Source organism: Microvirga sp. RSM25 (genome assembly GCF_044784385.1).
GTDB lineage: Bacteria > Pseudomonadota > Alphaproteobacteria > Rhizobiales > Beijerinckiaceae > Microvirga > Microvirga tunisiensis.
The window spans coordinates 5,405,187-5,430,314 of sequence record NZ_CP173039.1; the positions used below are offsets into that span (position 1 = coordinate 5,405,187).

25 protein-coding genes are annotated in these 25,128 nt (G+C 62.4%); 12 read left to right on the forward strand and 13 right to left on the reverse strand.

The features are described from left to right. Positions 1-127: 127 nt before the first annotated feature. The 6 genes from ACD578_RS25740 to ACD578_RS25765 all read right to left on the reverse strand — a co-directional run bounded on the left by ACD578_RS25740 (position 128) and on the right by ACD578_RS25765 (position 4,462). On the reverse strand, positions 128-538 hold the full coding sequence (locus ACD578_RS25740; protein WP_404289697.1) for a hypothetical protein: 411 nt from the start codon (positions 536-538) through the stop codon (positions 128-130). 360 nt (positions 539-898) lie between these two features. Next, positions 899-1,090, reverse strand: a complete 192-nt coding sequence (locus ACD578_RS25745) for a hypothetical protein (protein ID WP_404289699.1) — start codon at positions 1,088-1,090, stop codon at positions 899-901. A 4-nt stretch (positions 1,091-1,094) separates the two neighbouring features. Next, positions 1,095-1,259: a hypothetical protein gene (locus tag ACD578_RS25750; RefSeq protein WP_404289701.1), complete on the reverse strand. Its 165-nt coding sequence runs from the start codon at positions 1,257-1,259 to the stop codon at positions 1,095-1,097. A gap of 112 nt (positions 1,260-1,371) precedes the next feature. Beyond that, the gene (locus ACD578_RS25755) at positions 1,372-2,709 is read right to left on the reverse strand and encodes a TRAP transporter large permease subunit (RefSeq protein WP_404289703.1); all 1,338 of its coding nucleotides are present in this window, start codon (positions 2,707-2,709) and stop codon (positions 1,372-1,374) included. Beyond that, positions 2,709-3,347, reverse strand: coding sequence for a TRAP transporter small permease subunit (locus tag ACD578_RS25760; RefSeq protein WP_404289705.1), 639 nt, complete (start codon positions 3,345-3,347; stop codon positions 2,709-2,711). Before ACD578_RS25760 ends, ACD578_RS25755 begins: the two co-directional genes overlap by 1 nt. Positions 3,348-3,406: 59 nt before the next feature. Continuing rightward, positions 3,407-4,462 carry a TRAP transporter substrate-binding protein gene (locus ACD578_RS25765; protein ID WP_404289707.1) on the reverse strand — a complete coding sequence of 352 codons (1,056 nt, stop codon included), beginning with the start codon at positions 4,460-4,462 and terminating at the stop codon, positions 3,407-3,409. An 840-nt stretch (positions 4,463-5,302) separates the two neighbouring features. Here ACD578_RS25765 and ACD578_RS25770 point away from each other — a divergent pair. Then, positions 5,303-5,845: a DUF2243 domain-containing protein gene (locus ACD578_RS25770; RefSeq protein ID WP_404289709.1), complete on the forward strand. Its 543-nt coding sequence runs from the start codon at positions 5,303-5,305 to the stop codon at positions 5,843-5,845. Here the strand turns inward: ACD578_RS25770 and ACD578_RS25775 are convergent. The 3 genes from ACD578_RS25775 to ggt form a co-directional block, all read right to left on the reverse strand. Further along, positions 5,820-7,010, reverse strand: coding sequence for an O-succinylhomoserine sulfhydrylase (locus ACD578_RS25775; RefSeq protein WP_404289712.1), 1,191 nt, complete (start codon positions 7,008-7,010; stop codon positions 5,820-5,822). The genes ACD578_RS25770 and ACD578_RS25775 overlap by 26 nt on opposite strands. An 84-nt stretch (positions 7,011-7,094) precedes the next feature. Then, positions 7,095-8,000: a dTDP-4-dehydrorhamnose reductase gene (gene rfbD / locus ACD578_RS25780; RefSeq protein ID WP_404289714.1), complete on the reverse strand. Its 906-nt coding sequence runs from the start codon at positions 7,998-8,000 to the stop codon at positions 7,095-7,097. Between the two features lie 64 nt (positions 8,001-8,064). Then, a complete protein-coding gene (gene ggt / locus ACD578_RS25785; protein WP_404289716.1) occupies positions 8,065-9,819 on the reverse strand; it encodes a gamma-glutamyltransferase in 1,755 nt (584 codons plus the stop codon). Positions 9,820-10,010: 191 nt separating this feature from the next. Here ggt and ACD578_RS25790 point away from each other — a divergent pair, with 191 nt between their 5' ends. After that, positions 10,011-10,241 carry a hypothetical protein gene (locus ACD578_RS25790; RefSeq protein WP_404289718.1) on the forward strand — a complete coding sequence of 77 codons (231 nt, stop codon included), beginning with the start codon at positions 10,011-10,013 and terminating at the stop codon, positions 10,239-10,241. Positions 10,242-10,399: 158 nt separating this feature from the next. Continuing rightward, complete coding sequence (locus ACD578_RS25795) at positions 10,400-11,728, forward strand: MFS transporter (RefSeq protein WP_404289720.1); 1,329 nt, start codon at positions 10,400-10,402, stop codon at positions 11,726-11,728. On the opposite strand, the gene ACD578_RS25800 is transcribed toward ACD578_RS25795, so the two are convergent. Continuing rightward, positions 11,680-12,843, reverse strand: coding sequence for a transglycosylase SLT domain-containing protein (locus ACD578_RS25800; RefSeq protein ID WP_404289722.1), 1,164 nt, complete (start codon positions 12,841-12,843; stop codon positions 11,680-11,682). The two genes, ACD578_RS25795 and ACD578_RS25800, sit on opposite strands and share 49 nt — an antisense overlap. A gap of 481 nt (positions 12,844-13,324) precedes the next feature. On the opposite strand from ACD578_RS25800, the gene ACD578_RS25805 reads away from it, so the two are divergent. Next, the gene (locus ACD578_RS25805) at positions 13,325-14,182 is read left to right on the forward strand and encodes an ABC transporter substrate-binding protein (RefSeq protein WP_404289724.1); all 858 of its coding nucleotides are present in this window, start codon (positions 13,325-13,327) and stop codon (positions 14,180-14,182) included. Between the two features lie 13 nt (positions 14,183-14,195). Here ACD578_RS25805 and cobU read toward each other — a convergent pair whose 3' ends face one another. Then, positions 14,196-14,741 (reverse strand): bifunctional adenosylcobinamide kinase/adenosylcobinamide-phosphate guanylyltransferase, encoded by a 546-nt coding sequence (gene cobU / locus ACD578_RS25810; protein ID WP_404289726.1) that lies wholly within the window; start codon positions 14,739-14,741, stop codon positions 14,196-14,198. Positions 14,742-14,747: 6 nt separating this feature from the next. Next, entirely contained in the window at positions 14,748-16,139 is a 1,392-nt protein-coding gene (locus ACD578_RS25815) for a sensor histidine kinase (protein WP_404289728.1), read from the reverse strand. Between the two features lie 252 nt (positions 16,140-16,391). Here ACD578_RS25815 and ACD578_RS25820 point away from each other — a divergent pair, with 252 nt between their 5' ends. From ACD578_RS25820 to phoB, 8 genes are all read left to right on the forward strand, one after another. Further along, complete coding sequence (locus tag ACD578_RS25820) at positions 16,392-17,441, forward strand: lysylphosphatidylglycerol synthase domain-containing protein (RefSeq protein ID WP_404289730.1); 1,050 nt, start codon at positions 16,392-16,394, stop codon at positions 17,439-17,441. A 75-nt stretch (positions 17,442-17,516) separates the two neighbouring features. Next, positions 17,517-18,809 (forward strand): ATP-binding protein, encoded by a 1,293-nt coding sequence (locus ACD578_RS25825; RefSeq protein WP_404289732.1) that lies wholly within the window; start codon positions 17,517-17,519, stop codon positions 18,807-18,809. A gap of 309 nt (positions 18,810-19,118) precedes the next feature. Continuing rightward, a complete protein-coding gene (gene pstS, locus ACD578_RS25830) occupies positions 19,119-20,156 on the forward strand; it encodes a phosphate ABC transporter substrate-binding protein PstS (RefSeq protein ID WP_404289734.1) in 1,038 nt (345 codons plus the stop codon). Positions 20,157-20,191: 35 nt separating this feature from the next. Continuing rightward, complete coding sequence (gene pstC / locus ACD578_RS25835; RefSeq protein ID WP_404289736.1) at positions 20,192-21,166, forward strand: phosphate ABC transporter permease subunit PstC; 975 nt, start codon at positions 20,192-20,194, stop codon at positions 21,164-21,166. Between the two features lie 10 nt (positions 21,167-21,176). Continuing rightward, positions 21,177-22,082: a phosphate ABC transporter permease PstA gene (gene pstA / locus ACD578_RS25840; protein WP_404294057.1), complete on the forward strand. Its 906-nt coding sequence runs from the start codon at positions 21,177-21,179 to the stop codon at positions 22,080-22,082. Next, positions 22,079-22,897 carry a phosphate ABC transporter ATP-binding protein PstB gene (gene pstB / locus ACD578_RS25845; RefSeq protein ID WP_404289738.1) on the forward strand — a complete coding sequence of 273 codons (819 nt, stop codon included), beginning with the start codon at positions 22,079-22,081 and terminating at the stop codon, positions 22,895-22,897. The genes pstA and pstB overlap by 4 nt, the downstream gene beginning before the upstream one ends. Before the next feature lie 29 nt (positions 22,898-22,926). After that, positions 22,927-23,640 (forward strand): phosphate signaling complex protein PhoU, encoded by a 714-nt coding sequence (phoU, locus tag ACD578_RS25850; protein WP_404289740.1) that lies wholly within the window; start codon positions 22,927-22,929, stop codon positions 23,638-23,640. A 2-nt stretch (positions 23,641-23,642) separates the two neighbouring features. Next, on the forward strand, positions 23,643-24,359 hold the full coding sequence (phoB, locus tag ACD578_RS25855) for a phosphate regulon transcriptional regulator PhoB (protein WP_404289742.1): 717 nt from the start codon (positions 23,643-23,645) through the stop codon (positions 24,357-24,359). 74 nt (positions 24,360-24,433) lie between these two features. Here phoB and ACD578_RS25860 read toward each other — a convergent pair whose 3' ends face one another. After that, positions 24,434-24,970 carry a GcrA family cell cycle regulator gene (locus ACD578_RS25860; RefSeq protein WP_404289744.1) on the reverse strand — a complete coding sequence of 179 codons (537 nt, stop codon included), beginning with the start codon at positions 24,968-24,970 and terminating at the stop codon, positions 24,434-24,436. Positions 24,971-25,128 lie beyond the last annotated feature (158 nt).

Sequence of the window (25,128 nt, forward strand, 5' to 3'; positions counted from 1 at the left end):
TTGCTTTTCTGGACATGGCTAATTCAGCTGCGCTCAAAAGAGCGGCAGGTTCTGCAGGCGCGAATTGAGACTTGGCGACAGCAGCGATGGTTCCGGGGCGGCAGGCGCCGCCCCGTCCGCATGCTTTTCACTCGGCGGGCGTCAGGCGAGCTGTCGGTGACGAAGCGATGCTACGAACCGGCCTGAAGACGAAATAGGCGAACAGTACCATTGCGGCCAGCACGATCAACGATGCAATCGCGGCAACCGGATCGAAAGCCGTGTAGCCGAGATGAAGGGCGGCAACGGCAATGGTCAGGATGACGGTGCCGACAGACCAGACGATGACCTGGACCAGGGCCAGGCGGCTCGTATCGAGGGCCGGGCGGCGCTCGTAATAAATGCCGAAGAGGAACAGCGACACCCACCCGAGCAGGTTCAAGTGCGCATGGGCCGGCATGATCGAATGGTCCTGGGAAGCCGCCATCCCGATTCCCATCGCCATTCCTGCAATGACGAACAAAACAGCAAGTTTGAAGCTGAGCGACGACGCGGTCATAAAGGTCCTCCTGAAAGTATTCCCCGGTTGGTTTGTTTACGTTTTCACTACAACCGCGAGCACAATGTCCGATGTGTGGAAAATCACAATAAATATTCCAGGTTACTTAGAAGACTAAACGTTATTAAATAGCGAATATTGCCAGTGGTTTCGCTGGTCTATCGCGTCGTCTGCGATGCGATGAACTCCTACAAAGGAACGGCCCGCGTTTGCGGGCCGTCGAAGCAACTCTTTCAGAGGCTAACAGCGTTGGGTGACCCAGAGCGCGATGTCTTCTGCTTCCGGCCTTTCGCCTTGCTCAAAGACGATCTCATACAGGCTTTCTGAGCGACCGGCACACTGCCACGGCTTCATGCGGTCTTACGCTTTCGGATTTCCGGGATCGGTTTTCTCCATGCCTTCGCGTTGATCGTTCTCGGTCAGGTGGTGGTCGCTTGCGGAACGGTCGTCTCGAATCCGACGATCGGGGTTGCCCTCGGTTGGATGCACGATGCTGGTGTTCACGCTCCGCTCGGCCAAGCCTTGAGCGTGGTCTTCAGCCTTGCCGGCCATGACTTCACCCGCCGCTTTGAATATCGCTGCGATGTGAGCCGGATCCCATACCTTGCCGGTCCTGGAGAGCATGCTCGCAACGCTCCACATGGCTTGCCGCACGCTGCTGCATCTCCTGAGCATTATGGCAAGGGTTCTCGATCTCCTGTTGGCAGAACTGGCACTTCATGATGGCCTCCTTTGCAGCATGAACAGGAGGCCAACGTGGAGGCGAAGTCAGGGTTCCGCCTCTCAGATAACTGCTTCATGGCGAAGCTTCGGACACATCAGGCTCTTCGATCTCAGCCATAGAGGTAACGCGGCAGCCAGAGGCCGATTCCCGGGAAGATGTAGAACATCGCCATGGCAACGATCACCAGCAGCAGGAACGGCATCACGCCTGCGAAGATATCGTTGATGTTCACATGCGGCGGCGCGACGCCTTTCAGATAGAAGGGCGCCATGGCGACAGGCGGCGACAGGAACGATGTCTGGATGTTGAGCGCGATCAGAATGCCGAAGAAGATCGGATCGATGCCAAAATTATCGAGAAGCGGCAGGAAGATCGGTACGAAGATCACGACGATTTCCGTCCATTCCAATGGCCAGCCGAGCACGAAGATGATCACCTGCGTCAGGATGAGGAACCAGAAGGGGGACAGGTTCAGTTGTGTGACGAAGGCCTCGATCGGTTGGTGTCCACCGAGGAAGGCGAAGATCGAGGAGAAGATGAAGGACCCGACGAAGAGCCAGCACACCATGGCTGATGTGCGCGCAGTCAGGATCACCGATTCCCTCAGCTTGCCGAACGAGAGCGAGCGATAGGCGGCTGCGAGCAGAAGGCTGCCGAGCGCGCCCACGGCGGCGGCCTCGGTCGGCGTTGCGATGCCGAAGAAGATCGCGCCGAGAACGGACAGGATGAGCAGCGCCAGCGGGAAGAACGATGTGGTGAGGGACCAGAAGATCTTCACCAACGAAACCTTGCGTTGCTCCGGCGGCAGCTTGGGTGCGAGGCTTGGATTGAGCGCGCAGCGGATAAGAACGTAGAGCATGTAGAGGCCGGCGAGCATCAGTCCTGGGAAGAGGGCGCCGGCATAGAGCTTCGGCACGGACACGCCCGCGGTCGCCCCGTAGAGGATCAGCATCACGCTGGGCGGGATGAGAATGCCTAGGCAGCCGCCGGCGCAGACCACGCCGGCTGAGAGGCGCACGTCATAGCCGGCGCGCAGCATGGCTGGGAAAGCGAGAAGCCCCATGAGGGTAACGACCGCGCCGACGATGCCCGTCGCGGTGGCAAACATGGCGCATGTCATCAGCGTCGCGATGGCGAGCGAGCCGGGAAGTCCGCCGACGGCGATCTGGATCGAGTGGAACAGGCGATCGAGAATATTCGCTCGCTCGATGATGTAGCCCATGAAGACGAAGAGCGGGATCGCGACGAGCGTATCGTTCGTCATCACCGAATAGGCACGCTGCACCACGAGGGCGAACACGATGTCGCCCATGGCGAAGTAGCCGAAGCCGAAGCCCAAAGCCATCAGCGTGAACGCAATGGGAAATCCGAACATGATGAAGACCACGAACAGGCCGAGCATCAGCACGCCCAGTTCGGGATTTCCCAGCCCCCACGATGCCAGCATCAGACGGTCCCCTTGGTAAGGCCTTGTTGTTCGGCTTGTTCGAGAATGAGCTTTTCGGTTTCTTCGACGTCATGGAGACGCGGCGGCCACTCACCTTGGCGCAGGCAGACGATGCAGCGGATGACCTCCGCCATACCCTGAAACGCCATCAGTACGCCCACGATGGGAATGAGCGCCTTGAACGGATAGATCGGTGGTCCATTGGGCGAGTTCATCGAATGCTCGTTCATCATCCAGGACATCTCCGTGAACGGCAGACCGGCATAAACGAGCGCAAGAATGCTGGGAAAGAAGAACAGGAAATAGAGCACGAGGTCCAACCCCGCCTGCCGCCGAGGCTGCCAATTGCGGTAAAGGAAATCGCCTCTCACATGGTTGTTGCGGGCCAGCGTGTAGGGCCCAGCCACCATGAAGAGCAGGCCATAGAGCATGTAGCTCGCGTCGAACGCCCATTCGGTCGGCGACCGCAACACATAGCGCGAGAATACCTCGTAGCAGATCGCGAAGGTCAGACCGAGGATGGCCCAGGCGACCGTTTTTCCGATGAAGGTGTTGATGCGGTCGATGAAGTAGACGAAGCGCATGGATCGAAGCCCTTTCACGAGCCTTCGGAACGTGTCGCGAGGGCGGCATTTCACCTGCCGCCCTCGTTTTTGAAAGGAGTTCTTCAGACGGGAATAGGCTCCCGCGCCATTCTTCAGGTCGTCTTGAAGAAGTGGTCGTAGGCCATGTCGCGCGAAGGTTCGTTCAGACGCTCATAGGCATAGGTGCGCTGCACCCAGGCCTTCTGGCTGTCGATCACCTTCTTGAAGAAAGGATCCTTCGAGAATTCGTCGATGACCTTGTTCCAGGCGTCGAGCTGAGCCTTCAGCACCGAGTCGGGCGTCTTCGCCACCTTGACGCCGCGGGCGCGGATGGCTTCGAGATCCTTCGAGTAGCGATCGAGCGCCTTCCAGGACATGTCCGCCGATTCCGACTCGGCGGCATATTTGATGATGGCCTTCAACTCGGGCGAAAGCGCATCATACTTCGTCTTGTTGAAGATGAGCTCGAAGGTCTCGCCGGACTGGTGATAGCTCTGGAGCATCAGATTCTTCGAGACGTCGGGAAAGCCGAGCACCAGATCCGAGGACGGATTGTTGAACTCGGCTCCATCGATAACCCCGCGCTCCAGCGCCGGCACGATCTCGCCGCCTGCAAGAATGGTCACTGCGGCGCCGAGCTGGCGGTTGAGGTCGGCGGCAAGTCCGACGGTGCGGTATTTCAGGCCCTTGAAGACATCGGCGGAGGTCACTTCGCTCTTGAACCAGCCGAGAGGCTGGGCGGGCATGGGACCGGATACGAAGCCGACGATGTTGAGCTTCAGGATCTGGTTCTGCAACTCGTTGTAGAGATCGTAGCCGCCGCCATAGTTCATCCATCCCAGGAATGAATTGGCGTTCCAGCCGAAGGATGGACCTGTGCCGAAGAGCGCGAAGGCCTTGTTCTTGCCGTACCAATAGGCGGCAACGCCGTGGCCGCCGTCGAGGATGCCGGCATGAACCGCATCCTGGAGCTGGAAGGCCGGAACGACCGCCCCGGAGGCGAGAACGTCGATTTTCAGACGCCCTCCGGACATGTCGTTCACGCGTTTGGCGAAGTCGTTGCAGAATTCGTGGAAGATGTCCCGGTTCGGCCAAGTCGATTGGAATTTCCACGTGGCCGTCTGGGCTCTGGATATCTGGGGAGCCGCTACCGTTGCTGCTGCTCCCAAGCCGGCCACCTGCAGGAACCGGCGGCGCGATTGCTTTGATTCACGCGAAGTCTTTGGCGCAGACGAGTTGTCTTTCTTCACAGCTTCCTCCCTCACCCCTCTTTATTGTGAAGGATCGCGTTTTCTTGTGCTGGAACGCGTTATTCCTTGATCGATGGTGCGTCATTTTGGCAGGTCGTGCAAGTGGCCGCGGATGAAACCTCGGTATGCCGGTTCCAAGAGGGAGTTTTACTTTCAAACACTATGCAGATGCTACGACGTTAGTCGTAGGTGCCTCGGCGTGCAGGCGAGGCCCGAAGAACGGATTGAGGTCCTGCAGCAGGAACCATGAGCCCTGTGGCCTGTTCACTTCCATGCGTGACGACACGTATTTGTCAGGGTGCCTCGAAAAGGAAATCAGGTTCTTCTTTCGAGTGTCTCCGAATGGAGCTTCATATGAAAAGTGCTTTCATTCTGGCTGCCGGTCTCGCTCTTTTCGCGACAGGTGCTTTCGGCCAGGAATCATCGCGAGATCGTGATGGCTACGACCGTGGAAGTTGGCGTGAAGGGCGAGACAGATGGGACCGCGACAGGGATCATCGCAGCGGCCCGATCATGCGGGACGATGACGAGGACGACCGGAGTGAGCGTTCTGAGCGTGGCGCTCGTTTCTTCCTGCGCAGCGGCGACACGCAGCTTCGCATCGTCTGTGGCAATCGAGAGTCCACACAAGCCTGTGTCGATGCCGCTCTGCGGATGTTCGACCGGATACAATCCCAGCAGGGAACGACCACGAGGCCGCCGGCAACTCCGGCTCCTTCTCAGTCGCCTCAATAAAGGCGCCCAAGGGCCAGAGGCGCCATGGACCGCGAGATCGCTCGAGAACGTGCAAGCTTTCCTGTTTCAGCCGGCATCTTCTTCGGTCTCGGCCTCGGCGGCTTTTTCGACGGGATCGTCCTGCATCAATTGCTGCAGTGGCACCATATGGTCACGGCTGCCGGCTATCCGCCCGACAGCCTCGAGAACCTGAAGATCAACACGTTCTGGGACGGGCTCTTTCATGCGCTCACCTACGTGTTCGTCGCCATTGGGCTGGGACTTCTCTGGCGGGCCGCACGGCGCACCCATCTCCGCTGGTCGAGCAAGCTGCTCTTCGGCACTCTCCTGATAGGCTTCGGTCTGTTCAATGTGGTTGAGGGCATGGTCAACCATCAGCTTCTCGGCCTTCATCACGTCAACGAAACCGTGCCACGGGAGCAATGGATCTATTGGGACCTGGGCTTTCTGATCTGGGGCGCCGCTATGCTGATCGCCGGCTGGCTTCTCCTGCGCTCAGGTCAACGTGCGACCGGCGTCTTGCAGCAAGAACAGGCCGGGCTCATGCGCCCTCGAGAGCACGGGTAAGATCCGCCAGCAGATCGTCACGGTGCTCCAGCCCGACGGAGAGGCGCACGAGGCCATCCGGGATGTTCATCTCGGCCCGCTGTTCGGGCGTGAAGCGCTGGTGAGTGGTCGTCGCCGGATGCGTGACGAGGCTTTTCGCATCGCCGAGATTGTTCGAGATTCGGATGAGCTTCAGCGCATTCAGGAACCGGAAGGCACCGGCCTTTCCACCCTTCACCTCGAGGGCGATCATGGTGGAGGCGCCGCTCATCTGGCGTCGGATCAGCTCGGCCTGAGGATGATCGGCGCGTCCTGGATAGATGAGACGCTGAAGCTTGGAATGATCGTGGAGAGCATCGGCGAGATAGCCTGCGGTTGCAGTCTGCTTCTCGACGCGAAGCGGAAGCGTCTCCAATCCCTTCAGGAGCACCCAGGCATTGAAGGGCGAGATCGACGGTCCCGTCATGCGCAGGAACTGCTGCACCTTCGTCTCGATGAATTCGGTGGACGCCAGGATGACGCCGCCGAGACATCGTCCCTGTCCGTCGATGTGCTTGGTCGCGGAATAGACGACGCAATCGGCACCCAGCGCCAGGGGCTTCTGGAAGAGCGGTGTGGCAAAGACGTTGTCGACGGTCAGTGTTGCGCCGGCCTCGTGTGCGATGGCCGCGACGGCGGCGATGTCGATGATGTCGAGGCTCGGATTGGTCGGTGTCTCGAGAAGAAAAGCCTTCGTCTCCGGCCGGACCGCCTCACGCCATTGCTTGAGATCTGCTCCGTCGACGAGGGTGCAACCGACGCCGAAGCGGGGCAGGAGATCCTCTACGACCCAGCGGCAGGAACCGAAGAGGGCACGCGCGGCAACCACATGGTCACCGGCCTGAACCTGCCCGACCATGGCGGCCGTCACTGCGGCCATGCCGCTCGCCGTCGCACGGGCCGCTTCGGCTCCTTCGAGGGAGGCGATGCGCTGCTCGAAGGCATCGATCGTGGGGTTGGAGTAGCGGCTGTAGCTGTAGCCGGGCTCCTCGTTTAGGAACCGCCTCTCGGCACTTTCCGCGCTTTCGTAGACGAAGCCTTGGGTCAGGAAGAGCGCTTCCGACGTCTCGCCGAAAGGCGTGCGTTGATAGCCCTCGTGAACGAGGCGGGTTTCCAGATGATGATCGGGGTGCTGAGGCGAGGTCATGAGGCGATCCTACGATTGTTCTTTAAAAAGAACAATCGTCTTCTTTCGCGGAAAGTCTCGCAATTTCCTTCTCCGATCCCGCTCTCAGCGAGCGACTTCCTTGCGGGCCTCCTCGATCAGCCGCTTCACGCAAGGCTCCAGGGAGGAGCGCCAGGGCGGGAGAACCACTCCGTGGGCTTGCTTCAGCTTGCCGCAATCGAGCCTGGAATTGGCGGGCCGCTTGGCCGGCGTCGGGTAATCCGCCGTCGCGATCGACCGGACCTTCGCCGAGGGGCCGCCGAAACGGGCAGAGAGGGTGAAGATCTCCGTGGCAAATTCGGCCCAGCTCGCAAAGCCCGTTCCCGTCATATGAAACAGCCCACGCAGGCTCCCGTCCTCCGGCTTTTCGAGCAGATTGCGGCTGACCGCAAAAATGCCATCGGCGATGTCGAGGGCGCTTGTGGGCGATCCGTATTGATCAGCTACTACCCCGAGCTCCTCGCGGTCGGCAGCGAGGCGCAGCATGGTCTTCACGAAATTCTTGCCGAAGGGGCTGTAGACCCAGGCAGTGCGCAGGATGACGTGGTTCTCCGCCTCGGCAGCCACGGCCTCCTCGCCCAGAAGCTTGGAGGCACCATAGGCTCCCAGCGGAGAAACCGGATCGTCTTCGCGGTAGGGGCGGTCGGCCGTGCCATCGAAGACATAATCGGTGGACAGATGGATGACGGGCACGTTCATGGCGGTTGCCGCGCCGGCCACGACGCCTGCGCCGATGCCGTTGATGGCCTCCGCCAGTTCCGGATCGGATTCCGCCTGGTCCACGGCCGTGTACGCGGCGGCATTCACGATCACGTCGCCGCCGGTTTCGATCAGGGCATCCTCGATGCCTGACGGGTCGGCAAGATCGAGCTTGGGGCGGCCGACGAGCACCGCTTGCGCACCATGCGCCCGTGCACGCTCCGCCAGAGCGCGCGCGACCTGTCCCTCCTTGCCGACGACGATGATACGCATGGAATCCCGCAATCCTCTCTGATGGTGCGAGCGGCCCTATCGGAACAGGGCCGCCCAGGCAAGATCAGTTGCCGATGGCAACGCCTTCGCGGCGGCTGTCGGCGCCGCCGACCAGCCCGGCCGGTGTCACGACGATAGCATGGATGCCGGAATTCTGGTCGATCAGCTTGACCTCGTGGCCCTTCGCCTCCAACGCAGCTTTCCATCCTTCCGCCTCCGTCCCGGCTTCCAGTTCGGTCGGGCCGTTGCGGCTGCCCACATTGGGAAGATCGGCGGCAACCTGGGGATCGAGCTTCCAGTCCAGGATGCCGACGAGGGTCTTGGCCACGTAGTTGATGATCAGGCTGCCGCCCGGCGAGCCCACGACCGCATAGAGCTTGCCGCTGCCGTCGAGCACGATGGTCGGCGCCATCGATGAGCGCGGCCGCTTGCCGGCTTCGACCCGGTTGGCGATGGGTTTGTCGTCTTCCGTCGTGGCGAAGGAGAAATCGGTCAATTCGTTGTTGAGCAGGAAGCCGCTCTTCGTCATCAGCCTCGAGCCGAAGCCGTCCTCGATCGTGGTCGTCATCGAGACTGCGTTGCCGTTGCGATCCACGATGGAGATGTGGCTCGTGCCGAACTCGATGCCGTCCGACGCACCCCACAGGAAGGTCTTCTGGAAGGGCGGATCGCCGGGCTTTGCCTTGCCCATAGACTTGTTGGGATCGACGAGAGCCGCACGGCTCTTGAGATAGCCCGGATCGGTCAGACCCTTGACCGGCACATTCACGAAGGCGGGATCGGCCAGGAAGAGCGCCCGGTCCGCATAGGCGAGGCGGCCCGCTTCGGCGATCCAGTGAACCGCATCCGGTCCGGGCTTGAGGGACGCCATGTCCTGCGCTTCGAGAATGCCCATGATCTGCTGCACCGCGACCTGACCCGAGCTCGGCGGGCCCATGCCGCAGATCCGATAGGTGCGGTAATTGCCGCATACGGCATCACGCTCCTGGACCTTGTAGCCTTTCAGATCGTCCAGGGTCATGTCGCCCGGGTTCGTGGCGTGACCGGTCACGGTCGTCACGATGTCCTGCGCGATCTCCCCCGTGTAGAAGGCGTCGGCTCCCTTGTCGGCGATGGTGCGCAGGGTCTTGGCCAAGGCCGGATTCCTGAGAACGGTCCCGACCGCTTTCGGCTTGCCGTCGGCCTCGTAGAAATAGGCACGCGCCACCGGATCATTCTGGAGATACTTCTCCTGCGTCAGAAGGCCGTTGAGGCGCGGTGAAATCGCAAAGCCTTCCTCGGCGAGACGAGCCGCAGGTTCGATCACCTGAGGCCAGGACAGCTTGCCCCAGTTCCTGTGTGCCGCCTCCAGAAGGCGCAGCGTGCCCGGCACGCCGACCGAGCGGCCACCGACCACGGCATCGTAGAATTTCATCGGCTTGCCGTCCGGCCCGAGAAATCGTTCGGGCTTGGCTGCGGCAGGGGCCGTTTCGCGCCCGTCGAGCGTGGCCATGGTCTTTCCATCCCAAAAGACCATGAAGGTGCCGCCGCCGATGCCGGAACTCTGCGGTTCGACGAGATTGAGAACCAGCTGAACGGCAACCGCCGCATCGACGGCGCTGCCGCCGGCTGCCAGGATTTCCCGGCCCGCTTGCGCGGCCAGGGGATTGGCCGCGGCAACCATGTCTTTCGTCGCCGTGCCGACAGGCTTGAACGTACGCCCTGTGGGGGCTTCGGGCGCAGGAGCGAGAGCTTGGGCGAATGCCGGCGCAGACAAGGGAAGGCTGGCAAGAAGGCCGAGGCCGAAGAAACCTCGCCGAAGGGCGCTCCGAGTGATCATGCTGACAATCTCCCTCTTCTGTCGTTGCACCCTATGGGCTCAGGTGAGCCTAACAAAGGATCATCCCTTTGCGCCACTTCCCTCAATTCAAGGAAAAGAAGAAATTTTGCTTTTGTTGCGCTGCAATATCACACTCCTGTCACTCTTTTCCTGCAGGGTGCGATTCGTGACGCGAACATAGGAGCAGGGACATGTACTCATATAATCTGTTCCGAAGTACGCAACCGGACGGACTTGTCTGTGCTGTTCCGGAAGAGCGCTCGGTTCCCTCTTTCGTCGTCGGGCCGCATTGGCAGTTCGGCGGGCGGATCGAGAACCAGGAGGCGCCCCTCGGCTTCGACCGGAGGGCAGCCGTGGAAGGCGTTCGCTTCAACGGTTTTTATCTTTTCGCCAGCTTCCAGAAGGACCGTCCCGGCCGGTAGGGACTGGCGGCCTTTCCCGTATGTCCGGCTCATCGGCCGGGCATGCCCGATCGACTAAAGAACATCGATACGGTTCGGATCGACCCTTGATCTTGGGCGGCACCTGCTTTCTATCTTGCTGATCTTTGCGCCCGCCGCTTTGCATCACCGATTCGATTGTGAACTCCTCCCTCGCTCTCATCTGGACCATCACGGCCGCAACCACCTTGCTGCAGGCCGGCAATGGTCTGCTTCAGGCGCTGATGCCTCTGCGCATGCAGGCCGAGGGGATCTCCGTCGCGTCCATCGGCGTCGTAGCGGCGGCCTACGGACTCGGCTTCTCGACGGGCTGTTTTCTGGCCCCGAGCTTCATCCGTCATGTGGGTTATATCCGGGCCTTCGCCAGCCTCGCGGCCGTGGTGTCAGTCCTAGTGCTCGTCATGACCCAGGCTCATTCGACTCTGGCCTGGATCATCCTGCGCGGGCTGACAGGCGTGACATTGGCCTGCATCTTCACCGTCACGGACGGTTGGATCAGCGCCCGCGCCACATCAAGCCATCGCGGGCGGATTCTGTCGATCTACATGATCTGCACCAAGGTCGCCCTGATGCTGTCCCCGCTCGGAATCGGCTTCGGGAATATCCGCACGGACGGATTGTTCATGGCGGTGAGCGCGCTGATCTCGCTCTCGCTTCTCCCGATCGCCGCGACGACTACGAAGGAGCCGGCTGCGCCGCAGGGGGTGCGGATCGAGGTTCGGAAGCTGTTCGCGAAGGCCCCGTCCGCCGTGATCGGGGCCTTCGTGGTCGGATTGGTCAATGGTCCCGTCATCGCCATCACGCCCGTCTTCGGCGTCAGCATCGGATTGGGCCAGGATCAGGCCGCCGCCCTTCTGTTCGCCTTGCAGGCCGGCAGCCTCGCGATGCAATGGCCGCTCGGGTGGCTCTCTGATCGGTCGGACAGGCGCTATGTGATTGCGGGGCTCGCTGCAGGAACCAGCCTCGTTTCGCTTCTGATCCTGTGGGCGAGCGCGCAGGGCGCGAACCTGCTGATCCTGTGGTCCTTCGCAGCCTGGGGCGGTTTGGCCTTATGCATCTACTCCGTCTGCGTGGCCCATGCCTGCGATATCGTGGATCCGGGACAGATCGTCTCCACCGTGGGCACTCTGCTGTTCTCCTGGGCCACCGGTGTCACTGTCGGGCCCCTGCTCGGCGCGGCAGCGATGGAGATGATGGGGCCGAAGGGGCTCTTCATCTACTCGGCCATAGCCTCCCTCGGGCTCGTCATCTTCATCGTGGTGCGGATCCTCCAGGTGCAGCGTTCGCCCACCAGGGGAGGCTTTGCGGATATCGCGCCCACCAGCTCTGCCACGGGGAGCCTGACGCTCCGCGCAGACATCAAAGCTGTCGAGGATCAGGTCTCCGCCTCGAACAATTCGCGCCAGGCTGAAGAACCCGGTCAGAAGGCGGATGCGTCTTCCGTGGCCCGGGCCGATACTGCCTCGTAACGGTTGAGGCGCTTATCAATCATGTCGTCGATTTTGTCGTAGACCTCGGCCACGCTGAGCTGGCGGTTCTTCTTGCCGTCCTTGGTGAAGAACAGGGACTTGTTCGACTTTGCGGCGGCCGGGAAAGCATCTGGCGCGCTTTTCTTGGGCGTGTCGTCCACCAGCGCGATGAACTTGCTCGCGCTGTCGACCCCGAAGAAGTGGGACAGATAGAATTCCGAGCGGCTGAGCCTGCGTCCGAGCTTTGTCTCGATCTTCGTCTTGTCGCGCTTCATCATCTCAGCGGCCATGAGGGCCGAGATGTAAGGGTTGCGGCGTAGGCCGAGGATGTGCTGGCGCATCGCTCCGTCCGCGACATCGATCTTCGCACCCGAGCCGACGATCGCTTGCGCTTCGGCGACCAAGCCATGCAAGGGGCCGAACGATCTCACGGCCTCAAGCCACGTGCTGGAAATGAACTGGAACAGGCCGACGGCGGAGGATGTCGAAGCTTTGTTGCCGGGCAGGAAGCTCGATTCCTTGTCCGCTAGGGCCATCATGTACACGGGATCGGCGCCGGTCAGCTTGGAGGCCCGCAGGATCGTGTCGACGATCCAGACGGGAACGCGCATTTCTTCGAACTCCATGAACTCCGTGAGTTCGCGGGAAACGGGTTCCTCGTCCTTGCTGCCCTCCGAAGCCGGTGAATCGGACAAGGGGATCGACAGGATGATCTGCTTCTGCAGTTCGGCCGGTGTCGCCTCCACGGTCGGGACCGGAACGATGGCTTCGAGCGGATCGGTTGGGGCGGCTTCCTTAGTGGACATGGTGAACGGCATCGCCGGTTGGTCGAATGGCACCTGGATGGCATTGCGACCGACGTCAAGAGCGGCCGGCAGGGTCGTCCACGGTTCCGCAGCCGAGGCGGGGTGCGTGTGGGCCGCCGTGCCGATGACGATCGTCAGGCACGCGCCGAAACCGAAGCACTTGGTGAGGTCGAGCAGGGTTCTGCCTCCCTGCAAGCGCGAGCGTTGGCGTGATACGACACGGGACTTGAGCCCGGTCTTCGTTTCATTTTTAAGGCAAATGGCCGTCTGCTGGCATGCGTCCTGAAACGCTGTCAGAGCGATTTGCATATGAATAAGCCCCCAGGAATGCGCCGCTTCTCCGCCATGGCGGTTGCACGGGCGTTCTTCGTTCAACAGGGGCAAGTATGTGATAGGTCGATATGTCCAGAATAGGTCAGCTTGGCGTTAAAACTTCGATTATGTTCCAGGGTGCGACCATTCGCGCTTGTTCATTCAAAGCGGTTCATCTTCAAAGAAGCCTTGTTTCTCAACAAAAAGCTTAATTTTTGATGAGCATGACTGGTGGCGAGATGACGCAGGGTTAATAATACGATTTGATGAGCTGGATATAGCTTACTTTGCTTGATCTTACGCAACGTAATACTGCGCTTCGCGCACCGTAAAGGTACCCTGACAGGCCGAATGACGGCTGCGCCTTGCCTCAGACCGATCCTGGGTGAGACCGTATTCCGGGCCGGGCCGGCTGGCGATTTTCGTGACTGTGTCAGCGAATGATAAAGAACTTGCGGACTGCGGACCGAAAGCGCTCATGATGCTCCACCGACACGCCAGCTCCCATGCAGCGCTGGCTCTGCTGACGTGCTTGGCGGCTTTCATCACCGGGGCAGCGCAGGCTCAATCCCGGCCGTCGCGGGTCGCGTCCCTTAACCTCTGCACCGATCAGCTCGTTCTGGCTCTGGCCGATCGCAGCCAGATCTTGTCCTTAAGCCGTCTCGCCCAGGACACTTCGATCTCGTTTCTGGCCGACCAAGCCGCCGGGCTGCCCATGAATGACGGCAGCGCCGAAACGATCCTCTTCGAACGGCCGGACCTCGTGCTGACGGGCACCTATGGTCAGCAGGAACAGATCGCTCTTCTGAGAGGGCAGGCGCTGGAGGTGCTGTCCCTCGGGCCCTGGGCGGACCTGGAGGATGGGCGTGGGCAAATTCGCACCCTGGCCCGCAGGCTGGGGCATCCGGATCGCGGCGAGGCTCTGATCGCCCGGATTGATGCGGCCCTGGAGCGGGCGAGGGGGATCGTCCCGGTCAGGCGCAGCATCCTGGTTTATGAACGAGGCGGCTGGGTCATGGCTCTCCATTCGCCGCTCAACGAGATTCTGGTTCACATGGGCTTCAGGCTGCATCAGGAAGCTTTGGGACTGGGCCAGGGAGGGGTCGCGCGTCTCGAAACCATCGTTACGATGCCGCCGGATTTCATGCTCGTCGATGCGGCTTCAAGCCAGGCGGTCGACAATGGTACGGCGCTCTTCGCGAACCCTGCCCTTGCAGGGGCCGTGCCCCTGGATCGGCGTCTGGCACTGCCTGGCCGGCTCACGATCTGCGGAGGACCCTCGATGCCTGTCGCTATCGACATGTTGAGCGCCGCGGTGCAGGTCAGGTTGCGCTGATCGGGACACAAGCCTATTCCAGCCGCAGCTGCAGGGGAGGAGCCGGCCTGAGGAGGATCGGGCAGCCCGCCGCGACGAAGACGACCGCATCGCAAGCCTCTGCGATCCGTTGATTGAGGCGGCCCTGCTCGTCCCGGAATGTTCGCCCCAAGGGTGTCGAGGGCACGATGCCCTGGCCGACCTCGTTCGAGACCAGGATAAGCGGGCCTCGTGCGTCCCGAACTGCCTGAACCAACCGATCCGCCTCACGGGCCGGATCATGGTCGGCCAGGACGATGTTGGAGAGCCAGAGCGTCAGGCAATCGACCAGCACGGCTTTTCCAGGAGCTGTCTGCGCCTGAACGGCTTGTGGGAGATCCAGCGGAGCATCCACCGTTCGCCAGGAACCGTCGCGCTCGGCCTGGTGCTGAGCGATGCGCTCGCGCATCTCACCGTCGAAGGCCTGAGCGGTTGCGATGTAGATCCGTTCTGTGGATGCGCTCTCGGCCAGTTGCAGGGCGGTGCGGCTTTTTCCGGAGCGTGCTCCGCCCAGGACCAGGACGCGGCGATAGATGCTCATGATCGCTCAGGCGCTCAGGCGGTTGAGCGGCAGTATCATGTGGACGCGCAAGCCTTCCAGTCTCCACTCGCGCTCAAGGGTCCCGCCGAGTTGCCCGGTGATGCTTCGCTGCGACAGCTGGGTGCCGAACCCTTCAAAGGTCGGAGGGCTCTCGATGGGTGGTCCGCCGCTCTCGGTCCAGAGTAGATCGACGTTCTCATCCTGCAGGGCCCATCGAATGACAAGCTCGCCCTCCGGGCATGATAGGCAGCCATACTTGGCGGCGTTGGTGGCTAATTCGTGCAGGACGAGGGCAAGGCTCGTCGTCGTGTTGGACCCGACGAGCACGCTCGGCCCTTCGATTGCGATCCTGTTCTGGCCGGACTGCCGGTAGGGCTCGAGGACCGCTTCGATCAGCCGGGCGAACTCCACGTCGGGGCCTGCGCCCATCTCGCTCGCTGAGACAGGCTGAACCAGTTCATGCGCCCGTGACAGAGCGCTCAGGCGCCCGCGCAGGGCATTGGCCATATCCTTGGTGTCTTTGGCCGTGCGGGCGGTCATCGAGACCATCCCGTTGGCGATGGCAAACAGGTTCTTCACGCGATGGTTGAGTTCTCGCGTCAGAAGCTTCTGACCCTCTTCCAACCCATGGCGCTCCGTGATGTCGCTGACGACGCCATAAAGGCTGATGGCCCGATGCGAGCCGCCCTCATTCGTATAAAGCGCCTGTCCGTGCGAGCGGAACCAGCGGAGCCTCCCATCCGGCAGAATAGCGCGGTACTGGCTGTCATACTTGCCATCGGATCCGGGAGCGGCTGCCGCTGCAATCCGCCCCTTGACCTCATCCACATCGTCCGGATGGATCATGGCCCAGGCCTCTTCGAGGGTGAGGCTGTACAATCCGTTGTGCGGAAGATGATAGAGAGCGCAGGAGCCTTCGTCCCAGGTGATCAGGTGCTTGTCCAGATCGATCTGCCAGATCCCGAGATCGGCTGCTTCGAGGGCGAGCCGGTATTGGCTCTCGAGCATGCGGACGGCTTCCTCGGCGGTCTTTTGGGCATTGATATTGGTGCTCGTGCCGAACCAGCGGGTGATTTTTCCTGTCAGATCCTGGATCGGAATGGCCCGGCTGAGAAACCACTCGTAATCGCCCGCGGCGTTCCTGACCCGATACTCCCACTCATAGGCTTGTCCGGTTGAGACGGATCGGCGCCAGTGCTCCCGGACCTGGGGCAAGTCATCCGGGTGGATGACCACTTCCCAGCCATCTTCTATAAATTGCTCTCCGGAAAGTCCTGTAAACTCACGCCACCGGCGATTCACGTAGTCGACAGATCCATCAGAGCGGGACGACCAGACAAGTTGAGGCAGAGACTCCGCCAGAACAGCAAACTGCGTTTCCGTTTCCTTGAAATCCACTCAAAACTCCCAGGGCCGCCCCTGCAGCCAAGTCTCCGATAGCGAGGGGACCATTGTTGTAGGCCTTTTTCGAGGCTGACAACCCACATCGGACACCAGCGGCGATTTCTCAGGCGAAAGAGTAGCGCCAGCCTTGCGAAACCATTAAAAGGCCGGCGACGTCTGGCGGTTCCTCCCGCCAGCGCATAGATGCAGGACAGCCCTCGGACCCCGATGCGACCTTTTCTACGCTGAGGCTGATTGACCGTTTTCATGAATGATATGAGCCCCCGTCCGGTGACTCCGCCGGAGATGTCCTCAGCCGAAGCCCTTCATCCGAAGGAGCGACGCTCCCGCCGGTTCGCCTGGATCGGGATGGCGGCAAGCATCCTGCTGTTTGGTGCATCTCTGGTAGTTCTCTGGCACATCGTGTCAGAGATCGATGTCAACGAACTGAAATCCGCTTTCACGGCGGCAAGCCTGCGCCAGATCGGTCTCGCCGTCCTCTTCACGGCCATCAGCTACGGCCTGCTGACCTGCTACGATGCCATCGCCCTGCGGCAGCTCAAGCTGCAGATCCCCTACCGGACGACCGCTCTCGCCTCCTTCACGAGTTATGCGGTGAGCTTCACCCTCGGGTTCCCTCTGCTGACGGCAGGCACGGTCCGCTACTGGATCTATTCCCCGAAAGGAGTGAGCCCGGGACGGGTGGCGAGCCTCACCGTGATCGCCGGGGTGACCTTCTGGCTCGGCATGGCCTTGGTCCTTTCCTGGAGCCTGATCAGCAACGCCGATGAGCTGGCGACCTTGGTCTATACCCATATCTGGATGAACCAGTTGGTGGGCCTGGGAGCCGCCGCCTTTGTCGTCGGCTACATGATCTGGGTCTCGATCAAGCGCCGCGCCGTCAAAATCCAGGGCTGGAAGCTGGAGCTGCCGGGCTTTCGCCTGTCCCTCGCCCAGATCCTGATCGGCGCGGGCGACGTCTGTGCCGGCGCCGGGGTGCTCTTCGTGCTCCTGCCCGGAGGCCACAATCTCAGCTTCGAGACCTTCCTGGCCGTCTATATTTTTGCCGTCATGCTGGGCGTGGCGAGCCATGCGCCGGGCGGGCTCGGGGTCTTCGAGGCCACCATTCTCCTGGCTTTGTCGAACTATCCGCGCGAACCCGTCCTCGGAGCGCTGCTCCTCTACCGCCTCTGCTATTACCTCGTCCCCTTCGTGATCGCCCTTGCCATTCTCGGCGCCTATGAGATCCGCAACCGCATCCGGTCCGCCCGGCTGGCCTTCAAGCCAGACGAGGGCGACGTCGAGCTCGGCGGGTGATGACACCTGCGCGTGCCTCGCCTAAAGAAGACAGGCAGCGCCTCCGAGACACCTCCTCCCATAAGTCATCCCGCCATGAGCGACCCCGACGACCTCACGCCGGACCCCGGCCGGCAGAGCGCCACGCCGATCCGTGACGCCGCTTTGCGCGGGACTGTCGTGACCAGTTTCGTGCTGGTCGCCGTTGCGCTGGTGCGGGGTTACGGGGATGCGTGGCTTCTGTTCTGGGCCGCCGTGGCCATTCTCGCCGGATTTCTCGTCGCGGGACCCAAGCGCAGCCTTGGGCTCGGAACCAGGATCACGCCGCAGCCGAGGACAAATCCTCGCTCCAGCGTCGCCGAGGCGGTCCTGGCCCAGATCCCCGATCCGGTCATTCTGGTGGACCAGCGGGCGGTGGTGATCGAGGCCAACAGGGCCGCCTACGAGCTCCTGGCAGGGCTGAAGACGGGTCATCCTCTGTCATTTGCCTTACGCACCCCGGACGTGCTCGACGGCATCCAGGAGGTGCTGGAGACGGCTGAGCCTCTGAAGGTCGAGTATTCGGAGCGGATTCCGACGGAGCGGACCTTCGAGGTGCATATCGGCCCTCTCCAGTCCGATGTTGCGGATGTCCACGCGGGCGTCGTCCTGTTCTTCCGCGATCTCACCTCGGCCCGGCGCCTGGAGGCCATGCGGGCCGACTTCGTCGCCAATGCGAGCCACGAACTGCGCACCCCGCTGGCCTCGCTTCTCGGCTTCATTGAAACGCTCCAGGGTCCTGCCCGCGACGATGTCAAGGCGAGAGAGCGCTTCCTCGACATCATGAAGGGGCAGGCGCAGCGCATGAAGCGCCTGATCGACGATCTCCTGTCCTTGTCGCGCATCGAGATGCGCGCTCACCTCTCACCCACGCAAACCGTCGATCTCGCCACCATCGCCTCCCAGATGGTTGAGACTGTCTCGCCGCTGGCCAAGGAGAGGGGCGTGGTCGTCAAGGCCACCCTGCCGGATCGGCCCGTCCTCGTGCTCGGCGACCGGGACGAGCTTCTGCGGGTGGCCGAGAACCTGATCGAGAACGCCGTGAAATACGGCGAGAGCGGCGGGAAGGTGGATGTCGCGGTCGCCCGCACCGAGGGGCCGGTGCCCCAGGTCGCGTTCTCCGTGCAGGATTACGGCCCCGGCATCGCGCCCGAGCACCTGCCGCGCCTGACCGAGCGGTTCTACCGGGTCGATGTCGTGCAGAGCCGGGACAAGGGCGGAACGGGCCTCGGGCTGGCCATCGTCAAGCACATCGTCAACCGCCACCGCGGTCATCTCGATATCGCCAGCGATCCGGGGCAGGGCGCCCGTTTCACGGTGCGGTTCCCGGAGGCGGGGCCTCGCCCGTAGGGGCTACGGAATCCCCTCTCCCGGCCGGGAGAGGAAAAGGCGTGGCGGTGACACCCGCGACGTCATCACCGGCCTCGTGCCGGTGATCCCGGTCCAAGAAGCGCCGAGCCTCACCTTATCGAGATGGCCGGGACAAGCCCGGCCATGACGTGAAGGTTCCACCCCTCCCGAGGGATCCTTTTAGGGTGTCATTTAATTGTCATCCAACTGTCGTAGAGGAGACATCCGCAGGGCCTAGCTGTCCCATCGCGAGACACGGCCCAAGGCTTCTAAGCCGCCTGTCGCGCTTGCAGGAACAGGAGACTTATCGTGAAGATTATGTCCTACGCCATTGCGGCCGGCCTTGCCGTCGCGAGCCTTACGACCACGGCAACTGCTGCTGACATCACCGGCGCAGGCGCGACCTTTCCGTTTCCGATCTACGCCAAGTGGGCCGAGGCCTATTACAAGGAAACCGGGAACCGCATGAACTATCAATCGATCGGCTCCAGCGGCGGCGTCCGCCAGATCCGGGCCAAGACCGTCGATTTCGGTGCGACCGATGCCCCCCTCAAGGGCGAGGAGTTGCAGAAGGACGGCTTCGTCCAGTTCCCGGCCGTGATGGGCGGCGTGGTGGCCGTCTACAATGTCCAGGGCGCCGGCCAGCTCAAGCTGACGGGCGAGGTTCTGGCCGACATCTTCAACGGCAAGGTCTCCAAATGGAACGACCCCAAGATCGCCCAGGCCAACCAGGGCGTGACGCTTCCCAACGCGTCGATCACGCCGGTCTACCGCTCCGACGGATCGGGCACCACCAGCGTGTTCACCACCTACCTGTCCCAAGTTTCGGAAGGCTGGAAGAGCGGACCGGGTGCCGGTTCCTCGGTGCAGTGGCCGGTCGGCCAGGGCGGCAAGGGCAATGAGGGCGTCGCCGCTCTCGTGAAGCAGGTGCCGAACTCCATCGGCTACGTCGAATACGCCTATGCCAAGCAGAACAACATCCCGTTCGCTCAGCTCCAGAACAAGAACGGCAAGTTCGTGTCGCCGGAAGCCAAGACCTTCCAGGCCGCCGCTGCCAATGCCGACTGGAAGTCGGCTCCCGGCTATGGCGTCTCGCTGACGAACCAGCCCGGCGACGAGGCCTGGCCGATCACGGCTCCGACCTTCATCCTCGTGCCCAAGTCCCCCGAGAAGCCCGAGCAGGTGGCCGAGGCCCTGAAGTTCTTCGACTGGTCCTTCAAGAATGGCGACAAGATGGCTGTCGAACTCGACTACGTGCCGCTCCCGACCCAGCTGAAGGATCAGGTTCGCGCCACCTGGGCGAGCGAGATCAAGAACGCTTCGGGCCAGCCCGTCTTCAATCAGTAATCTGACCTCGCGTGCACAACAAAGCGGATCGGCGAATGGTGGCTCTCTCGCAAGAACGTCTCGTGTCGAGCGCGGATGCTCCCGCTCACCGATCCTCTCAACCGAGCTTCGACCGGCTCTTTCGTCTCGCGAGCCTCGGATCGGCCCTCCTGGTGCTGATCGTGCTCCTGGGTATCATCGGGTCGATGATCTACGGTGGCCTGCCCGCTTTCCGGGAATTCGGCCTCGGCTTCATCACGTCGAGCGTCTGGAACGTCAACGAGGATCAGTACGGCGCGTGGGTCGCCATCGTCGGCACCCTGTCGACGGCTCTGATCGCCCTCGTCATCGGCGTTCCTCTCTCCCTCGGGATCGCGATCTTTCTCACGCAGCTCTGCCCGCCCTGGCTCAAGCGCCCTGTGGCGACCACCATCGAGCTGCTCGCCGCCGTGCCCAGCATCATCTACGGCATGTGGGGCCTCTTCGTCTTCGCGCCTCTCTTCGCGAACTACGTGCAGATCCCCGTGTCCAACATCGTCGAGGGCATGCCCATCGTCGGCACCATCCTTTATGCGCGCACGCCTTCCGGCGTCGGCATTCTGACGGCCGGCATCATCCTGGCGATCATGATCATTCCCTTCATCGCGTCGATCTCGCGCGACATCCTCGATCAGATCCCGTCCGTGCTGCGCGAGAGCGCCTATGGCATCGGCTGCACCACCTGGGAGGTGGTGCGCAACGTGCTCCTGCCGCAGGCAGGCGTCAGCATCATCGGCGCCGTCATGCTCGGCCTCGGCCGCGCGCTGGGCGAGACGATGGCCGTGACTTTCGTGGTCGGCAATGCCAACCGGTTGTCGGGTTCGCTGTTCGATCCTGGCTCCACCATCGCGTCGCGCATCGCCAACGAATTCAATGAGGCCGTCGGCCTGCAGCTCAATGCGCTGATGGCTCTCGGCTGCATCCTGTTCCTGGTCACGTTCACCGTGCTCGTGCTCGCCCGCCTGTTGGTGGCGCGCGTGAAGGTCGGGTAGGAGGTTGATGATGGATACCGCTCTCCAGACCCGCGTGACGGCCGGAACGACGCCTGCCCCGGCTCCTTGGGGACGGGTGCGCCGCAGCCGCCATGTGGCCGACCGCGCCCTCAAGATCGTCTGCACCCTGTTCACGATCCTCGGCGCCACCGTGCTCGGCTGGATCCTGCTGATGCTGCTCGTCGAAGGCATCGGCGGCCTCTCGCCTGCGGTCTTCACCGAGACGACGCCGGGCCCCGGAAGCCAGGGCGGCGGCATCGCCAATGCTCTTGTCGGCAGCCTGATCCTGACCGTCCTCGGCATCGTCGTGGCCACACCCATCGGCGTGCTGGCCGGCACCTATCTGGCCGAATACGGCAAGAGCTCGAAGCTTGCCGAGATCATCCGCTTCGTGAACGACATCCTGCTCGCCGCGCCGAGCATTCTCATCGGCCTCTTCGTCTACATGCTCATGGTGCAGCCGATGGGCGGCTATTCCGGCTGGGCCGGCGGCGTGGCGCTGGCGATCATCGCGGTTCCCGTCATCGTTCGCACCACCGAGGACATGCTGCGCCTCGTGCCTGGTTCCTTGCGCGAAGCCGGAGCGGCGCTCGGCGCGCCCATGTCGACGGTGATCATCAAGATCAGCTGGAAGGCCGCCCGCGCCGGCATGGTCACCGGCGTCCTGCTCGCCACGGCCCGCATCGCCGGCGAGACCGCGCCGCTTCTCTTCACGGCCCTCAACAACAATTTCTGGTTCAACCCGACCCTGATGGGCGGCGTCTCGAACCTGCCGGTCATGATCTATCAGTTCGCCCTGTCGCCTTATGAGAACTGGCGCGAACTCGCCTGGGCCGGCGCCCTCATCATCACCATGTCGATCCTGGCGCTGTCCATCGTGGCGCGCCTGCTCCTGAGGAAGGATAAAGTCCGATGAGCACGATTGCCCTCAACACGAGCAGCGCCATCGGAAACGCGGCGGCTGCGGATACCGGCGCGCCGGTGCGCATCGCCGTCAAGAACCTCAATTTCCATTATGGCGATTTCCGCAGCCTGAAGGACATCTCGCTCGACTTCTACGACCGGCAGGTCACGGCCCTCATCGGCCCGTCCGGCTGCGGAAAGTCGACGCTGCTGCGCACCTTCAACCGCATCTACAGCCTGTATCCCGAGCAGCGCGCCGATGGCCAGATCCTGCTCGACGGGCAGAACGTGCTCTCGCCGTCGATCGACGTGAACGAGCTTCGCGCACGGGTCGGCATGGTGTTCCAGAAGCCGACGCCGTTTCCCATGTCGATCTACGACAACATCGCCTTCGGCATCAAACTCTATGAGAGGCTGCCGAAGTCCGAGCTCGACGGGCGTGTCGAGGAGGCCCTGCGCAAGGCGGCCCTGTGGGACGAAGCGAAGGACAAGCTGCGCCAATCCGGCATGAGTCTGTCTGGCGGCCAGCAGCAGCGCCTGTGCATCGCGCGCACCATCGCGCAGAAGCCGGAGGTGATCCTGCTCGACGAGCCGACCTCGGCCCTCGACCCGATCTCCACCGGCAAGATCGAGGAGCTGATCGAGCAGCTCCGCTCGGAGTTCACCATCGTGATCGTCACGCACAACATGCAGCAGGCGGCACGAATCTCGCAGTTCACGGCGTTCATGTATCTCGGCGAGCTCGTGGAGTTCGGGCCCACCACCAAGATGTTCATGAACCCGACCAAGAAACAAACCCAGGATTACATCACGGGCCGCTTCGGCTGATCGAAGCGCTTCAAGGGGAGACCTATCTCATGGCGGAGCATATCGTCAGTTCCTATGACAACGACCTGCAGGGGCTACGGCAGCGGATTTCCGAGATGGGCGGCATCTCCGAGAAGATGCTTGTCGATGCTCTTGTCGCACTGGCTCGCCACGACAAGCCGCTGGCGCAAGCGGTGATCGCTTTGGACCCTCGCCTCGACGTCCTGCACCGTGAGGTCGAGGAGAATGCCATTCTCACCATCGCCCGGCGCCAGCCCTTGGCGGTCGATCTGCGTGAGACCATCTCGGCCATCCGTATCGCGGGCGATGTCGAACGCATCGGCGATCTGGCGAAGAACATCGCCAAGCGGGCGCTGGCCATCGGTGACGATTTCCAACCGCAGAAGATCGTCGTCGGACTGCAGCATATGAACGATCTCGTGCTCGGTCAGCTCAAGGACGTGCTCGACGCCTATGCGCAGAAGGACACGGCGAAGGCGCTGGATGTCTGGAAGCGGGACGGCGCCATCGATGCGCTCTACACCTCGCTGTTCCGGGAACTCCTGACCTACATGATGGAGGATCCACGCAACATCTCGTTCTGCACGCATCTCCTGTTCTGCGCCAAGAACATCGAGCGCATCGGCGATCACACCACCAATATCGCCGAGACCGTTCACTACCTCGTCACGGCCGAGACGCTGGCCATCGACCGGCCCAAGAACGATCACTCCATCGACACGACGATCGGGACCGGAGCCTGATCATGGGACCTCGCGTTCTGATCGTCGAGGACGAAGAACCCTTGATGCTGCTCCTGCGCTACAACCTCGAGGCCGAAGGCTACGAGGTCGACGGCGTATCGCGCGGTGACGAGGCGGAGATCCGCCTGCGCGAGCAGGTGCCCGACATCGTGCTGCTCGACTGGATGCTGCCCGGTCTCTCCGGGATCGAGCTGTGCCGGCGCATCCGCGCGCGGACGGAAACCGAGCGCCTGCCGGTGATCATGCTCACGGCCAGGGGCGAGGAGGGCGACCGCATCCGCGGCCTCTCCACCGGTGCGGACGACTACATCGTCAAGCCGTTCTCCGTGCCGGAACTCCTGGCCCGGGTGCGTGCGCTCCTGCGCCGGGCGAAGCCGACGCATATCGCAACGCTTCTCAGAGCCGGCGACATCGAGCTCGACCGCGAGACCCATCGCGTGCGCCGCGCCGACCAGGAGTTGCATTTGGGGCCGACGGAGTTCCGCTTGCTGGAGTTCCTGATGCAGAGCCCCGGCCGCGTCTTCAGCCGCGAGCATCTGCTCAACGCGGTCTGGGGCCACGACGTCTATATCGACGAGCGCACCGTGGACGTGCATGTGGGCCGCCTGCGCAAGGCGATCAACCTGCCGCGCCGGCCCGATCCGATCCGCACCGTGCGCGGCGCCGGCTACTCCTTCGACGAGACCTTCGCCCGCGAGGAGCAGGCCGTGAGCGCCTGAAGCTTCAAAAGGCAGACAAACAAAAGGGCCGCGCTGAAATCGACAGCGCGGCCTTTTTAATGGAATAAATGCCTTTAAGCGCGGATGAGCTTGCGCTCGCGCTTGCGATCGGCCACCGGCTGGTAGGCGATGCGCGCGTGATGGTTGCAATAGGGCAGGCCCGTGATCGATCGGCCGCCGCAGAAGCGGAACTCGGGTTTCGTCGGGTCGCCCATGGGCCAGCGGCACATGGACTCGCGCAGGTCCATGATGGTCACGCGCTCGGACATGGGAATGGCGATGTCGTCGTCGGCGAACACCACGGGCTCCTCGGCCACGGGCTGCAGCGGGATCGGAGCCAACACCACATTGTTGTTGTGCGGCTGGGGCGCAATCGGAGCCGGCGCGCTCGGCGCGCGGGTCGCCTTGCGCGGGCGGGCAGCGGCCGAGCCGGCGGGCTTCGCATCCTTGGCGCGGCCGGAGAGGCCGAGGCGGTGAACCTTACCGATCACCGCATTGCGGGTCACGTTTCCAAGCTCGGCGGCGATCTGGCTCGCGCTCAAACCATCGGTCCAGAGCTTCTTGAGAAGCTCGACCCGCTCGTCCGTCCAAGTTCCGCCCGCATCCATCATTTTTAAACTTGCCTCCATCGTGGCTGGCTTCAGCCCAGAATCCCAGATGCCTCGCGGACAGGGTTTTTGTGTCCGACCGCGTTGCGAAGGTCGCTCCTGAGGGTGAAAGCCGCTGCACGAATGCCGTACTCGACTGACCCGAAGTTACAGGATGGGTG

Bases quoted from the DNA above. Each gene is read 5' to 3' on its own strand.
- ACD578_RS25740 (WP_404289697.1), bottom strand. From the start codon at position 538: ATGACCGCGTCGTCGCTCAGCTTCAAACTTGCTGTTTTGTTCGTCATT.
- ACD578_RS25745 (WP_404289699.1), bottom strand. From the start codon at position 1,090: ATGGCCGGCAAGGCTGAAGACCACGCTCAAGGCTTGGCCGAGCGGAGC.
- ACD578_RS25750 (WP_404289701.1), bottom strand. From the start codon at position 1,259: ATGAAGTGCCAGTTCTGCCAACAGGAGATCGAGAACCCTTGCCATAAT.
- ACD578_RS25755 (WP_404289703.1), bottom strand. From the start codon at position 2,709: ATGCTGGCATCGTGGGGGCTGGGAAATCCCGAACTGGGCGTGCTGATG.
- ACD578_RS25770 (WP_404289709.1), top strand. From the start codon at position 5,303: ATGGACCGCGAGATCGCTCGAGAACGTGCAAGCTTTCCTGTTTCAGCC.
- ACD578_RS25775 (WP_404289712.1), bottom strand. From the start codon at position 7,010: ATGACCTCGCCTCAGCACCCCGATCATCATCTGGAAACCCGCCTCGTT.
- rfbD (WP_404289714.1), bottom strand. From the start codon at position 8,000: ATGCGTATCATCGTCGTCGGCAAGGAGGGACAGGTCGCGCGCGCTCTG.
- ggt (WP_404289716.1), bottom strand. From the start codon at position 9,819: ATGATCACTCGGAGCGCCCTTCGGCGAGGTTTCTTCGGCCTCGGCCTT.
- ACD578_RS25790 (WP_404289718.1), top strand. From the start codon at position 10,011: ATGTACTCATATAATCTGTTCCGAAGTACGCAACCGGACGGACTTGTC.
- ACD578_RS25800 (WP_404289722.1), bottom strand. From the start codon at position 12,843: ATGCAAATCGCTCTGACAGCGTTTCAGGACGCATGCCAGCAGACGGCC.
- ACD578_RS25805 (WP_404289724.1), top strand. From the start codon at position 13,325: ATGATGCTCCACCGACACGCCAGCTCCCATGCAGCGCTGGCTCTGCTG.
- cobU (WP_404289726.1), bottom strand. From the start codon at position 14,741: ATGAGCATCTATCGCCGCGTCCTGGTCCTGGGCGGAGCACGCTCCGGA.
- ACD578_RS25820 (WP_404289730.1), top strand. From the start codon at position 16,392: ATGAATGATATGAGCCCCCGTCCGGTGACTCCGCCGGAGATGTCCTCA.
- ACD578_RS25825 (WP_404289732.1), top strand. From the start codon at position 17,517: ATGAGCGACCCCGACGACCTCACGCCGGACCCCGGCCGGCAGAGCGCC.
- pstC (WP_404289736.1), top strand. From the start codon at position 20,192: ATGGTGGCTCTCTCGCAAGAACGTCTCGTGTCGAGCGCGGATGCTCCC.
- pstA (WP_404294057.1), top strand. From the start codon at position 21,177: ATGGATACCGCTCTCCAGACCCGCGTGACGGCCGGAACGACGCCTGCC.
- pstB (WP_404289738.1), top strand. From the start codon at position 22,079: ATGAGCACGATTGCCCTCAACACGAGCAGCGCCATCGGAAACGCGGCG.
- phoU (WP_404289740.1), top strand. From the start codon at position 22,927: ATGGCGGAGCATATCGTCAGTTCCTATGACAACGACCTGCAGGGGCTA.
- phoB (WP_404289742.1), top strand. From the start codon at position 23,643: ATGGGACCTCGCGTTCTGATCGTCGAGGACGAAGAACCCTTGATGCTG.
- ACD578_RS25860 (WP_404289744.1), bottom strand. From the start codon at position 24,970: ATGATGGATGCGGGCGGAACTTGGACGGACGAGCGGGTCGAGCTTCTC.